13 protein-coding genes are annotated in these 12,809 nt (G+C 48.2%); 8 read left to right on the top strand and 5 right to left on the bottom strand.

The window, feature by feature from the left end; genetic code table 11:
• Positions 1–258: 258 nt before the first annotated feature.
• Both DHN43_RS26400 and DHN43_RS26405 read right to left on the bottom strand, forming a co-directional pair.
• A complete protein-coding gene (locus DHN43_RS26400) occupies positions 259–1,134 on the bottom strand; it encodes a hypothetical protein (RefSeq protein WP_159096995.1) in 876 nt (291 codons plus the stop codon).
• A gap of 732 nt (positions 1,135–1,866) precedes the next feature.
• Positions 1,867–3,075, bottom strand: coding sequence for a Y-family DNA polymerase (locus tag DHN43_RS26405; protein ID WP_108820639.1), 1,209 nt, complete (start codon positions 3,073–3,075; stop codon positions 1,867–1,869).
• 51 nt (positions 3,076–3,126) lie between these two features.
• Between DHN43_RS26405 and DHN43_RS26410 the strand changes: the two genes are divergently transcribed.
• From DHN43_RS26410 to DHN43_RS26420, 3 genes are all read left to right on the top strand, one after another.
• Positions 3,127–3,441: a hypothetical protein gene (locus tag DHN43_RS26410; RefSeq protein WP_159096996.1), complete on the top strand. Its 315-nt coding sequence runs from the start codon at positions 3,127–3,129 to the stop codon at positions 3,439–3,441.
• 272 nt (positions 3,442–3,713) lie between these two features.
• Positions 3,714–4,127 carry a hypothetical protein gene (locus tag DHN43_RS26415; protein ID WP_159096997.1) on the top strand — a complete coding sequence of 138 codons (414 nt, stop codon included), beginning with the start codon at positions 3,714–3,716 and terminating at the stop codon, positions 4,125–4,127.
• 282 nt (positions 4,128–4,409) lie between these two features.
• Entirely contained in the window at positions 4,410–4,697 is a 288-nt protein-coding gene (locus DHN43_RS26420) for a hypothetical protein (protein WP_108820642.1), read from the top strand.
• Positions 4,698–4,748: 51 nt separating this feature from the next.
• Here the strand turns inward: DHN43_RS26420 and DHN43_RS26425 are convergent, their stop codons facing one another.
• The gene (locus tag DHN43_RS26425) at positions 4,749–5,888 is read right to left on the bottom strand and encodes a hypothetical protein (RefSeq protein WP_159096998.1); all 1,140 of its coding nucleotides are present in this window, start codon (positions 5,886–5,888) and stop codon (positions 4,749–4,751) included.
• A gap of 368 nt (positions 5,889–6,256) precedes the next feature.
• Here DHN43_RS26425 and DHN43_RS26435 point away from each other — a divergent pair, with 368 nt between their 5' ends.
• Positions 6,257–6,769, top strand: a complete 513-nt coding sequence (locus tag DHN43_RS26435) for a J domain-containing protein (protein WP_108820645.1) — start codon at positions 6,257–6,259, stop codon at positions 6,767–6,769.
• The gene (locus tag DHN43_RS26440) at positions 6,766–7,161 is read left to right on the top strand and encodes a hypothetical protein (protein WP_108820646.1); all 396 of its coding nucleotides are present in this window, start codon (positions 6,766–6,768) and stop codon (positions 7,159–7,161) included. Before DHN43_RS26435 ends, DHN43_RS26440 begins: the two co-directional genes overlap by 4 nt.
• A gap of 194 nt (positions 7,162–7,355) precedes the next feature.
• On the opposite strand, the gene DHN43_RS26445 is transcribed toward DHN43_RS26440, so the two are convergent.
• Together DHN43_RS26445 and DHN43_RS26450 are read right to left on the bottom strand one after the other, a co-directional pair.
• Positions 7,356–8,150, bottom strand: a complete 795-nt coding sequence (locus DHN43_RS26445) for a glycoside hydrolase family 16 protein (protein ID WP_108820647.1) — start codon at positions 8,148–8,150, stop codon at positions 7,356–7,358.
• A 316-nt stretch (positions 8,151–8,466) separates the two neighbouring features.
• Complete coding sequence (locus DHN43_RS26450) at positions 8,467–9,507, bottom strand: LacI family DNA-binding transcriptional regulator (protein WP_159096999.1); 1,041 nt, start codon at positions 9,505–9,507, stop codon at positions 8,467–8,469.
• A gap of 162 nt (positions 9,508–9,669) precedes the next feature.
• Between DHN43_RS26450 and DHN43_RS26455 the strand changes: the two genes are divergently transcribed.
• From DHN43_RS26455 to DHN43_RS26465, 3 genes are all read left to right on the top strand, one after another.
• Complete coding sequence (locus tag DHN43_RS26455; protein WP_159097000.1) at positions 9,670–10,665, top strand: TRAP transporter substrate-binding protein; 996 nt, start codon at positions 9,670–9,672, stop codon at positions 10,663–10,665.
• 100 nt (positions 10,666–10,765) lie between these two features.
• A complete protein-coding gene (locus DHN43_RS26460; RefSeq protein WP_063319817.1) occupies positions 10,766–11,272 on the top strand; it encodes a TRAP transporter small permease in 507 nt (168 codons plus the stop codon).
• 115 nt (positions 11,273–11,387) lie between these two features.
• The gene (locus tag DHN43_RS26465; RefSeq protein WP_108820650.1) at positions 11,388–12,665 is read left to right on the top strand and encodes a TRAP transporter large permease; all 1,278 of its coding nucleotides are present in this window, start codon (positions 11,388–11,390) and stop codon (positions 12,663–12,665) included.
• Positions 12,666–12,809: the final 144 nt, after the last annotated feature.

Here is a 12,809-nt window from a genome sequence, read left to right on the forward strand (position 1 = left end):
GAGATTAGGTTTTGTCTGACCGAAAATGGACGTGCTTCGTTAACTTATGTACGTGATTTATTAACGATCGCTAACGCTATTCGATTAAGGCTATTTGTTATTTCGCCAACTCGAACTTGTTCAACCGGTCCGCTGTTAAATGCTACAGAACCTGCTGTAAAGCTATGTTGGTGGTTAGCGAGGTGCTCTAGAGCACGCTTGTTCCAGCTGTTAGCTCGATCCGAAATTCTAACTTCCACAACATCATCAGAACTAGTCTTAGCCACTTACTTCTTGCCTTATACTGTATTTTCCACGCATTAGCGACATGAAGTTATATATTTGCCCCGCGAGAGACGTAAGCATATGTACATGGAAACCTTCTTTCAATCTATTAGTTGATTTCGTGTCGATACACAAAAAACCTACCAAATCCATGTATTCATGAGTATCAGCTTTTTCAACTGATATTTCGTAAATTGGGACCACGATCGCACTCCGATAATACGTGGTGTAGTTTTGTCTTTGGTTAGCGTACTCAGATTTCTTGATTTTTGTGAGATTTCCCGAGCAAAAATAGGGAGATGAGCCATCAGGTTTTGGCATGCATGCCTGGTCAAACGCGGTATTTGCCCCTGTTTGGATTACGTAATCGATCGACTTTCCTTGATCTCGTTCGCAATCCGTAACTGATCTCACATAGGTTTTTGCAAGTTTAACGCCATCATTTTCTACAAGCAGTTTGATAGTAACAACGCAGTCTTTACTAATCACTTTGCTATAAATTAAGGCTATCCGCTGGCAGATGCTAAAAAGGCAATCGCTTTCAAGCTGCATCAACTCTTCATCTGACATGCGTGTATCACCACCAAATGCCTTCTTCAGCTTTTCTCTATAAATACTATTAATATAACCGAATATCTCCGCGATTTTTCGGAGATTCTTATTTTCTGACCGGATAGTCAGTGAGTAAATCGATATTGCGAGAAACACAATTACTGAAAGGCTTGTCGATATGGCAGGGATCGCTCCTGGCTTCTCAGAAAGTACATCGTAGACAAGCCAGCCAGAGCTCCCAAGTGTTGCTATGATAGTTAAGAAAACCAAATATGGACTTGTTGCCCAATCTTCAACCGTTCTTGTCGCAGAGTTCATTTATAAAACCAAATATATAAATACTAGAATACAAATTTACTTGCATAAATTTGTATCAACATCGAGAGTTGTGTATTGAAAATTTAGGAGCACTGGCAAAGTAGTCGATTGGTGAGCCTACCCTTACGTTGAACAGTTCCCGCTATGGTTGAAAGATCTGACCGGTACTAACTGGCACTCGCTTGCCAATTTTAGGTTTCCTTTGAACGCCCAGTTTGTCCGCGAGACGCTTCTTGCTCCGCTGCAAAGTGCGGCCTTCTGCTTTCACCAGTAAGCTGGGTCAGATCCACTTGAGGTTGAGGGCAAGCTCTGATCAAGGATAGTGCAAAGGTGCTCTAACGGCAGCAATTGGTCAATTACGGTTCGACTGTAGGCTCACACCAGCGCTGAACAAGAAAATCCTACGTTTTTCTTGCAGCCCAAAAGTAATCCTGAACTGCACGGATTGAGCATAAGAAAACCCGTTACGAAAATCATCACAAGGTTGCTTAATGCCTCTGGTCTTTTCTTGTGATCTTGCGTGGGCTTGGAGGCGGATGCGCATTAACTGATTGGCATCAGTCTCATGGCGCTGTGTCCAGTCTCAGGAGTGTGAGCCTGTCTCACATAATGTGCGCTCGTTCTCAGATAATCTGAGCCCAAATTCGCGATAATCTCGCACCCGCACATTTGGATCTCAAGCCCCTACAGTTAGGTTCTTTTGTGCTTTGAGATCCCGCCAACAAAGTTTGCTCAATCCCCACGTTCAAAAAAGCCGAAATGCTCCTGATGTTCGCCATATCGGACAATGCGGGTTTGGTACTTGCGGTTGATGCGATCTATTGCAACTGAGAGCACTTCATTTTTTGTCTGTTGACCTGGCCTGCAGGGCGTGAAGAGTTCTCCGCTGCGTTCAGTTAACGGCTGGATATTTCCTAATTGCACACTGACCGAAACCACACCGCGTTTGTGTTCAGTTTCTTTCGTCATCTCGCCCCACAAGGTCTCGTAAATGTGCAACAGTTGTCGGGTATCTTGCGTTGGAAAACATGTCTGATGTTTGGCCCCGTAACCTGAAGAGAAAAACCTCAAAGACAAGCCAACCCTCCGCGTACAATATTGATCGCGACGTAATCGCTCAGCTGATTTTTCCATCAGCCAGCGACCGACCATTTTAGCTTTTGCCCGCGCTCGGAATTGTGGAGCCAAAACTTTCGAATTGCCGTACCCACCGCGCTTGGTTGAGGTTATCGGGACATGCTCACCCTGGAGCGAACGAACAAAGCGCTCACCCTCTATAGAATGCCAAATAAGCCGCGCATGGCGTGGATCTAGCTCGTAGAGGCTTTCGGTATCATGTATGCCTGCTCGATTGAGCTTAACAAGCGTACCCTTCGAAATTCCTGGTAAGTCATCAAGTGCGAGATAGGCAATCCGTTCAGGCATGTTTTCAGGCCCGAGCCATTCAAGCCCATCCGGTTTGATCAGCTTGCCTGCTATCTTGGCTAACAGTGGATTGGGGCCGATTCCGATAGAACAGCGCAGCTCTGTTCCAACGTTTGAGAATATTGCTTGCTTGATCTCAAGAGCGATCTGGCAAGCATGATCAAGATTGGCCTGTATCCCGCCAAGGCCAACTTGGAACTCATCGATTGATCGTATGCGTTCCAAGTCAGCAATTCGATCAATAGCCTCGGCAATTTGCTGGTTATAGCGCACATACAAGCGGTGGCGGCTGGGACGAAATACAATGCCTGGGCAGAGTTGTTTTGCCTCATAGACCCGCGTGCCGGTTTTAACCCCGAATGCTTTGGCTTCATAGGATGCCGCCACTACGCATCCCGCTTCATTTTCTATGGCGGTTATAGCGACAGGACGGCCACGCAGCTCAGGATTCTCCTGCTGTTCTACGCTCGAAAAAAAGCTGTTCATGTCGATGTATAGCGTTCGAAACAGGGTCATCCATGGGTTTCCGAGATTGCTTGTCCTTAGTTTTGTTCTATGTATGTTCTCATGACTCAGAAGGTAACTCAACTCTCCAATGTCGCTTTTGGCGGTGATTGGTCTGAAAATTTGCTAGAGCAGTTTGAGACGACAACCGTGCTCAAAGTGCTGCGCGAAGCCGTGGAAACCTGCCAAGAGGAAGATCCACGAGGACAATCACTCTTGGATGCCATCGAGCACTTAAAATCCTCAATCGACAAAGGAGAGGATCTGGCGAACGGCCTTTTGAAGGCACTGGACAAGGCAGATCCAGTACAGCGCCAGAAAGAAGCGCTTCGTTACTTAGAGCTTATCGAGCGGCACTCAGGAGGCCGTTACAGATAACGACAGCCAGACAAACAGCGTTCTTTAATACGGAAAGCCGCTGAGCGGCTTACTTCTTACCTGTTCTCTAAGTCCCCGCTCTGCGTGGTCAAGGCAACCTGCAAGCAGGCATTGCGACCGGCTTCCTTCGCTGCGCTACGTGCAGCCGGTTCCCTCCGGTCGCAATGATCTTGACCAAGCAGAACGGCCTCCCTGTGACGAGAAAAGTGAAAGCAAACCTTCCGGAAAGGGCAGGGGAGCGGAACACACAAACTCAAATAGGGATGACCGCTATGGGATCAACTCCTGTCCAAGAAAAGACAGCCTCTATCACGCAAGCCGTGCAATCAATCTTCAAGTCTCTCGAAGTGCTTGAGAATGATACTCGCCAACTCGTTTTGCATCACGAACATACGGCACCTCATGATGACCATGAGGGCGAGTTTGTGATTTATGCTGCTCTTTACATCAACGGCGAAGAGGATCAGCAACCTCGCGTTGAAGGCATGATCGCTTATGCATCCAGGACGCCGGATCAACTCACTTACAAGTTCATCAGTGAAGACAACAATCCTCGACCTCGTGAGTGTCCAATCTCGGTTTTGGACTTCCTGACGCCGACCAAACATCCATGGGCTATCGCTTGGCGTGACGAATGCCGGAGTTTTCAGCTTAATTGCGAACCTTTCAACCGCATGGCGAGCTAGGGAGATCCCTCATGAGATACCTTTCTGTATTTGCTTTCTTTCTTCTTGTCGCCTGCAGCTCAACCCATCAACCGGCCACGCCGCTCGATCTGGAGGGGATAGCCAGGAAGCCACCATTGAATCAAATGTGCGGGGAAGGGGAGTTTACTCTCGAAGGATCTCGCATCGTCTGCGTCTCCGGATCTCGATCAGCTGAGCAAGCTGGTCGAGGATCAACAGCAATCACGGGGGCTTATGCTAAGCCTTTTTCGTTGGGTGTATCTTAGAAGAGAGATTGACCAAATGACATACTTTGTACTTTCAATGCTTGCTGGGATTGAAACGCTGTTAGCAGCGGCTTTGATCTCGTTTATCGCGGGATATCGTCACGGCGTAGCCATGCGCTCCACACCGCAAGCAACCGCATTGGCATTTGTAGGCCTGTTGGCCTTCCTACAGCTGTTTCATTGGGATGCTGCCATCTTTGTATGCGTTGTGATTGTGTCTGCTGTTCTGCAGATTGAGGGGGTAGTGACCGCGGCTCGAATGAAATCACAGAAGGAAGCTATTGACGAGTGGTATGAGCAATGAATTTTGGTCGCAGTTGTAACGGATTGGGATTATCGAGGATTGAGCGCGAGATTAGTTAAGTGCTCGGCTCAAGTGATCTTGATGCTTTAAGATGTAGCGCTCTAGCTCACTTTGAACACCGCTTTGAATCAGAATGGTTAGATTAGCTTTATCATCTACTTCTGTGAAAACTATGCCAGGTTGATCAACTGAATGCATGCCGTAGAAATTGTAGATGTTCTGTATTTTGCAACCGTCTGTCACCAAAATTAGATTGTTCATAATAGGGCTATTAAAACTTACATTGCGTACATCAAAAGATAGAGTTCGCTTGCAGCTCTCGCTGATGTCTGATCCAGCAAATATGTGAAACTCACCGTTCTGATTACAAAAGAATACTGAGTAGTTTTCTTCTCGTTTGTATTTGATCAAACTTAAGGGAACAAATTGGGGTTTGTTTTGAGATATATCGAATTGCCAGTTTACTGATGAATAATCGTCTAAGAACTGGAATTTTTTCCCATTGTAATAGATTACTTCATAGCCACCACCCCAGTATTCCAGCAAGTACTTTGATGTTACAGAGTCGAGCTTATTTAACTGAGATAGAAGAGCTAAGACTTTAGCAAGTGCGGCATGAAAACGATCCACTTTCATCCCATGAGTATTTGGTTGTATGAAGTTATACTTGTCTATGCGAGCAACTTCATCCAAGACAGATTGCTGCCCCGAACCAATCGACAGGACGTTTCCAAAGCCCTTTGTATCTGTAGTGGAGCAGCTTTCACGAGCTTTATCACCCAAGACAAAGTAATTGCAGCCATGTCGCTCTTGCAACAATGCAAGAGCGGTGATCTCCTTAAGGGTGATAGCTCCGTGAGGAGATCGAACGTACTCGTCTATAAATTGATGCATGTCTTCTGATGTAACGAGGCGATGAACTCGATTTCTCTCCCTCAGGTCATCTAAAAACGAACGCATGTGAAGAAATGAACCGGATAAACCGACCGCTAGGTTGTCGTTTATTATAAAGAGTTTACGTTTTAAACGGAGCGGAACGAAGCCAGATCCTTTGGGAAAGGTTTTGTCTACTCCACTGATGTGATCAGGCGACTTAAGATCAGATGAGTTCTCAGTTTCTAAGCCGCTGATCAACATGTCGCTGACAAGCACAGGTACGCCGAAGGGCTGAGCGAAAAAAATCATTGTCATAACTTGCTGTGCCTACGACTCAAAAGGATGTGTAACCGCATCTAGTATTCTAATGCTTGAACAGGCGGTACTGGAAGATTTTTTAGAGAATTGGCATTGTGCGTCAAGGGGCTTCGCCCCATCGTGGAGCAAGGACTAAAGCCGCTTCGCGGTCTCCAGGCCGGTCTCCCCATCCTTCCTTAGCTTTGCTCGTGCCGGCAGACCGGCACCGCAAATCTGCGTGCAGGACTCGACCTGCAGCTGCAGGTCGGCTTTCGCGCTATTGCGCTCAAGTGGGGGATACCCCTCCGGCCTTCCGATCCTTGCACCGCTCCCCCCGCTGTCTTCGACAAGAAGAAAGAAACGGATCTCAAGCGGGAGCAAAATACATGATTATCTCAGACGCCCTTTCAATCCTCAGCCTGTCTTCAGGTGCGAGCCAGGACGAAATCAAAGCGGCCTACAAAGCAGCGGCCAAAAAATACCATCCAGATCTGAACCCAGACGCCAGTGCTGCAGGTGATGAGATGATGAAACTCGTAAACGCTGCTTATGATGCTCTAAAGAATGCCGACAGCACCGAAACTGAAGAGGCCACAAACAGCAACTATGGGGAAGAACTCAACGCGGCACTGAACGCGATTATCAATCTGGATGGATTGGAGATTGAAATTTGCGGTTCGTGGATCTGGGTGAGCGGTAACACCAAGCAACACAAGGACGCACTGAAAGCAGCCGGTTTCAAATATGCATCCAAAAAGAAAAAGTGGAACTACCGCCCTGCAGCTTGGCGTTCTAGCAGCCGTGGCCGGTATTCAATGGACCAGATCCGCGAACGTCACGGCAGCGTTCGCCCATCCAAAGCGCATTTTGGTTATGCGTCTCTTGAGGCTGCAGCGTGACCCTTTCTGATACAGTAATGCCAGTAGCCAAGCTGCTTTTCGAGGGAGAGGGTAAGATCCTCTCCCAAGATCACCTCGTCACCGTTGAATCTCAGGTTGGAGCTTTGGTTATCAGGTTTTGGGCGAGTAAAGGACGGATAGTTGTAACGGCCAGCTTGCGTCATGATTTGGGAGATTGCCACTATTGGCGAGACCTGAAACCGCATGCCACGCCTGATGAGAATGTTGAGTTGCGGCGAACCTTTGCGCCAGGACGATTTACGACACAAACTCAGCAAATCCTTACTCAAATCACCGCGATATCGTCACGCCTGCACTACCCCGAGCCTATAAAGCTTTGGCCGAAGTCGCAGAGCACGAGCGAAAAAAACGGAAAATTGCCGAGACAATAAAGCGAGCTGCGCCATGGAGGCTGAAGTCAACATGTTTGGCAGATACAAGCTGACAGAAGCCATTCGCAAGTCTGATCCTCAAGCCAGTGGGTCGATTGAGGTCAGAGCAGACAGCGAATATTGTGAAGTCGAGATCCGAGCCTGTGGCCGGTGCTCAGCGGGATCTGCTAGATCCCACATCGCACTCACTCCGTTCATAAGGTGACGTATGAAACAGATGCAGAAGCAACCTGAAACGTCCAACTCTGTCCAGGCGCGTTTGAAGGCTGCAAATCGGCGTCATAGGCCCAGGTCCATCCTGCTGCACTTGGAGCCCAGAAGTTAAGAGTGAGGCTCATGTCGGACTGAGGAGCTTGTGAGGATTTTCGAACGGTAACTCCGTTGACAAGCCATTGGATGCCAGTTGATGACCAGATGATATGCAGATCAATAGGATTGCCGAACACTTGATGAATGGAGTTTTGTACAGCTGTGCCTTGGCTGCTATCGAGGAAAACATTTGTGTTGATATGCGGCTTGGGGTCGTTCCAGTATTTTGAGATCAACTCGAAGTCTATCTCATCTCTCTGGTCAGCACTTTGATCTATTAGGTTATAGGCAAACAAGGCGGCAACAGCACCTTTGGGCATCGAGGTAGGGCATATGACTCTCGCGTGAAAGGCGACCTTCGCGTAGCTGCTCAGTCCCCATTTTTCGATTGTATTGATCTGAGCGCCGAGCAGGCTAGTGTGCTTCGGGTCAATTGGGTTGTATGTGTTAAGCCTTAACTGAGCGCGGCCATTCTTGACCGGTGTGCAGCCAACTGAGCCTTTGAAGTCAGTCGGGTTACGCAGTGCTGTGCGTCCCAGAAAAGACGGGTTGTAACCAGGATGCCAGATAGGGCTTGTCCAGACAGAGCGATCCACGTCCGGACCATCGGCAAAAACGAACTTCTTGATAGTCCACGGTCCAGGCTCGATTGTTTCGAGAAAGTTGCTTTTAGCATCCATAATCTCATCCCCAGTTGATCTGATTGAGCTTCAGGCTACCGTAGTGTGTCGCTTAGACTGTTGCATCGGTTCTTGCGAGGCACAGTTACGACCGCGTAAAGCAGCACGGTTAGCCAAGAACTAAGTCCCCGCTCAATTTGCTCAAGGCAACCTGCAAGCAGGCAGTGCGACCTGCTTCCTGCGCTGCGTGCAGCCGGTCCCCTTCGGTCGCCCTGACCTTGATCAAACTGATCGGCTCCAAATGACAAGGAAAGTGAAAGCAGGCCTCACTCGGAGGTTGCTCACTTACCAGATCAGGAGAGCCGGACACTGGTAATTACCCATAGGTTGCTCCCCATATGTTCTCTTTGGTGATAATCTCAACAGACAATATATCTGGTTGAACTGGTTTATTGTTTAGAGATGCGAGTAAGGCATCAACCGACTTACGCGCTGCGTGACGCATGTTTTGGTGAATAACTGCATCCATGGCTCCCTCCAACAGATAGTTCTGTGTCTTGGGGGTGAGATTGTGGCCGATCAACATAATTTCACCGGAATGACCCGTCTCCTTGAGTGCGCGTACAACCCCTTCATTGCCGCCGCCCACATTGTAAATGCCTACAACTTCTGGATAGCGTGTGAGTAATGCAAGAGTTTCCTCATAGTTGCCGTCAATATCATCACTTCCACTATAGGTGGCCAGCACATCATTATGAGGGAACTCTCGGCGCAAAATTGCACGGCAACCCATCTCCCGTTCTTCATGACTACGATAGAGCTGTCCGCCAGATAAGATTGCAATTGGTCCTGGGCTTTTTGCCATTCGCCCCATAAGATATCCTGCGGTCCTTCCTGCTGCGCGATTGTCGATGCCCACGTATCCCACAACTGACTTACTCTCGATTCCGGACAATAGCGCCAGAGTTTGAATTTTATAGCTCTGCAATTCTATAAGTGCATCATGAACTCGAGGGTCATCCAAGGCTTGAAAAGCGACGGCATCAATGCCTTGCCCGATACAGTTTCGAAGTTTGCGCGCAAGAACGGATGGTTCCATCTTTCTTGTAAAGACACACTCTATAGTAGCATTTCCCATCGCGCCGACTTCTTGGAAACACGAAGCCAAATAATCGGTTGAAGGGCCGGCGTCCTCCGGCAAGAACACCTTGAACCGCCATGGTTTACTGCGAGCGACTGGAGTTTCACCATTTTCGATTGCGGCTTTTGCTTGAAGAACACGTTGTCGTGTGGATTCACTTACATTCTTTCTGTTGTTTAATACGCGATCGACCGTAGCAGTACTGACGCCAGCAATATTGGCAATCTCGGAAATTTTTGCAGTCTTTTTGACTGATGTGTGGAAATAATCTTGCATAATCACATCAACTAACATCAATGATGCATGGTCACAACATTCACAGAACATCAAAAGACATCAATTTGGTTGAGTTGATGTCTTTTGCATTCACAACGACCAAAATGATGGTCTATGAGAGTTTCTACTGATGAGCGAGGGGGCTTATCCAGGGAGGAAACAATGTCCATTAAGAAAAAGTTTTTGGCAGGTATTGCCTGCGTTATTTTATCTTCTGGCGTTTCAAACGCTGCTGACTTCACATTTAAGTATGCAAACGACCAACCAGAAAGTGCAATCCGATCAAAGTCGATGATCTTCTTTGAACAAGAGCTGGAGAAGCGCTCTGGTGGTCGTATCGATGTTCAGAACTACTTTTCTGGTGTGTTAGGAACAGAGCGCGAAATGATGGATCAGCTCACCACTGGCCTTTTGCAAGGGACACGTGGCGGTATGTTTGCCGAAGCAAGTGCCAAGTACAATATCTTCCTTCTGCCGTTCCTCGTCGAAAATTGGGACCAGATGGAATGCCTGGTAAAGAGCGACTTCACCAAGAGCCTGCAGAGGGAAGCTGCGGCCAATGGATATCACATTCCTGCAACGGGTATTTCTCAGGGGTTCCGCGCGCATACCAACAATGTCCGCCCATTGACGAAAGTTGAGGATTTGCAAGGGCTCAAGATGCGAGTACCGCAACAGGAAGTGTACATCGAGACGGCTAAGGCACTTGGCGCAAGCCCTCAGGCAATGCCATTTTCCGAAGCATACCAAGCATTTAAGACTGGTGTAATTGACGGTCAGGACAATCCTCCAGCAAATATCTGGGATTTCAAGGTCCATGAAGTTCAGAAGTTCATGTCCATCACCAACTACTCGACCGGCCCAGATCCTTTGCTTGTGAGCAAAGCCTGGTATGACGGTCTGCCAGCCGACCTGCAAAAGACCTTTGATGAAGTTGCTGTCGAGGCGCTTTTGCTCTCCGACAAGATGTACCGCGAAGCAGAGGCAGAACTCATCAAGAAAATGAGTGAGTATGTCACTATCAATTATGTCGAAAGCGATACGTTGAAGGGGTTCCAGAGCGCGGTGCAGCCAGTCTACGACACTTTTGTCAACAAAGGCGCGTTCTCCATGGATGAGGTCAATGCAGCAAAAGCTGCTGCTCGTTCCTGTTCCTAATGAAAGGCATTGACTGAAAAAAAAGGCATCGGGCAAGCAGTCCGGTGTCTATCTTAGTCAGACAATGTACTGCGAAATGGCTATTCTTCAGGGAGGAGAAATGGGCTTTCTCAAACAGTTAGATAACACGATTGCTAAGGTTCTGGAATGGATTCTTGTTGGTCTGTTTATGGTGTTTTTTGCGTTGGTCTGCATTCTTGTCGTTCTGAGGTATGGGTTTAATGACACGATCTACGGCGGAAACGAGTTTGTCACCATCGCGTTTCTGTTTACTTCGGCCCTTGGGGCGGCTGTCGGTGTGTCCAGACGAGAACACATCGCGATTACTGTGTTTGTCGACCTTCTGCCGGAATGGCCGAAGCGGATCGCATATTGCCTTCAGTTGGCGCTTGTCGCTCTGATCAACTCCTACATGGTCTATTACTCATGGAACTGGATCAAACTGACTGGCAAAACTGCATGGCAACCCTTTGATTGGCCTCAGGGAATTGTCCAAGCCTCGATTCCTGTCGGGTGTGGGTTAGCCGTTTTATTCTGCCTGATCAAAATTCTGCTGACGCTTACCAAACGTGAAAGCGTTGAGTTGCTCTGGGTTCCTGAAGATTGAATAGGTTAGGTAGCCGTATGCGGAACGAAGATACAAACAATAAAGACCGTGAACTTGGCGCTGCACCTCAGTGTTTTGAGCAGCCTTGTCTCCTTGGGAATTTATAGGGATTCAGATGATTTTACTTCTCGTCAGCTTGTTCATCCTGCTGTTTCTGGGAGTGCCTATTGCATATGCTCTCGGCCTGTCTGCTCTAAGCTACTTTTTGATCGAGCAACCCATGCTTATTGGCATTCTCCCTCAACGTTTGTTCGCTGGAATAAACAATTATGCATTGATATCTCTGCCGCTTTTCATCCTTATGGGATTTGTGATGAACATTGGCGGCATCACTGAAAGACTGCTCAATCTTTCTCTCTTCTTTGTCGGGCGATTTAAAGGTGGGCTTGGACTGGTAAATGTTGTCGCATCAATGATCTTCGGCGGTATTTCTGGTTCGTCTGCCTCGGACACAGCATCTATTGGCTCAGTACTAATCCCCGAAATGAAGAAACGTGGCTACCCAGCCAGCTTTGCTGCAGGGATCACCGTCGCATCTTCAACAATGGGAATGGTTATTCCACCAAGCGTACCAATGGTGATTTACGCCATTGTTGCTCAGGAATCTGTCGGGCAGCTCTTTCTGGGAGGCTTGATACCAGGACTGCTCATTGGTGTCTTCCAGCTGGCAATCGTTTATTGGGTGTCGAAACGCAAAAACTTCCCGACCCAGCCAATTGCATGGACCTTTGAGAACGCTATCGCACAGGTCAAAGGGGCGGGCCTTGTGGTTATTATGCCAATACTGATTGTCGGATCAGTCGTTTTTGGAATAGCAACCCCAACAGAGTCCGCCGGGCTCGGGGTCTTGTATGGACTTATTCTTGGTTTCTTTTTGACTGGCCTTGGCAGCCTGAAACGACTGCCGGAATCGATGCGGGTAGCTATCCTGACTTCGGCGAAAATCATGATGATCATCGCTTTCTCGCAGCTCTACATCTGGGTGCTCGCATTGGAACGTGTACCCGACATGTTAGCAACTTATGTGGTCAGCCTTGATTTGAGACCGACCGCTCTTATGCTCGTGATCGCAGTTGTGATTTTGATTGCAGGAACATTTATTGACGTCAGTCCGGCAATTTTACTTCTGACGCCCGTTCTTCTACCAGCGGCGACTGCCACCGGTGTGTCAGGCGTGCAGTTTGGTGTTGTTCTCGTATCAGGGCTGGCAGTAGGAGCATGTACACCTCCCGTTGGCAACTGCCTCAACGTTTGTGCAGCCATCGCCCGAATGGGAATTGGCTCTATCTTTCTTGGAGCAGCACCATTCCTTTTAGGCAATGTTGCTGTTCTCATCCTGATTTGTCTCTTCCCTCAGTTGGTGCTTTGGGTGCCGAGCCTTGTCTTTCCTTAGCCCAGACGGGAATTGATCGAACTAGGGCAGTGAGGTGTCTTCCGGACCCGCCCGGCACGTGAGTGCTTGAAATCCTCATGCAAACGGCTTGCCCTGCAGCTTTTGCGAATGTGGGGTTGTGCCTAATTTCTACTCACCGGTGCG

The organism is Pseudovibrio sp. Alg231-02, from assembly GCF_900143565.1.
In the GTDB taxonomy this organism is placed as follows: Bacteria; Pseudomonadota; Alphaproteobacteria; order Rhizobiales; family Stappiaceae; genus Pseudovibrio.

Bases quoted from the DNA above. Each gene is read 5' to 3' on its own strand.
- DHN43_RS26400 (WP_159096995.1), bottom strand. From the start codon at position 1,134: ATGAACTCTGCGACAAGAACGGTTGAAGATTGGGCAACAAGTCCATAT.
- DHN43_RS26405 (WP_108820639.1), bottom strand. From the start codon at position 3,075: ATGACCCTGTTTCGAACGCTATACATCGACATGAACAGCTTTTTTTCG.
- DHN43_RS26410 (WP_159096996.1), top strand. From the start codon at position 3,127: ATGACTCAGAAGGTAACTCAACTCTCCAATGTCGCTTTTGGCGGTGAT.
- DHN43_RS26415 (WP_159096997.1), top strand. From the start codon at position 3,714: ATGGGATCAACTCCTGTCCAAGAAAAGACAGCCTCTATCACGCAAGCC.
- DHN43_RS26420 (WP_108820642.1), top strand. From the start codon at position 4,410: ATGACATACTTTGTACTTTCAATGCTTGCTGGGATTGAAACGCTGTTA.
- DHN43_RS26425 (WP_159096998.1), bottom strand. From the start codon at position 5,888: ATGACAATGATTTTTTTCGCTCAGCCCTTCGGCGTACCTGTGCTTGTC.
- DHN43_RS26435 (WP_108820645.1), top strand. From the start codon at position 6,257: ATGATTATCTCAGACGCCCTTTCAATCCTCAGCCTGTCTTCAGGTGCG.
- DHN43_RS26445 (WP_108820647.1), bottom strand. From the start codon at position 8,150: ATGGATGCTAAAAGCAACTTTCTCGAAACAATCGAGCCTGGACCGTGG.
- DHN43_RS26450 (WP_159096999.1), bottom strand. From the start codon at position 9,507: ATGCAAGATTATTTCCACACATCAGTCAAAAAGACTGCAAAAATTTCC.
- DHN43_RS26455 (WP_159097000.1), top strand. From the start codon at position 9,670: ATGTCCATTAAGAAAAAGTTTTTGGCAGGTATTGCCTGCGTTATTTTA.
- DHN43_RS26460 (WP_063319817.1), top strand. From the start codon at position 10,766: ATGGGCTTTCTCAAACAGTTAGATAACACGATTGCTAAGGTTCTGGAA.
- DHN43_RS26465 (WP_108820650.1), top strand. From the start codon at position 11,388: ATGATTTTACTTCTCGTCAGCTTGTTCATCCTGCTGTTTCTGGGAGTG.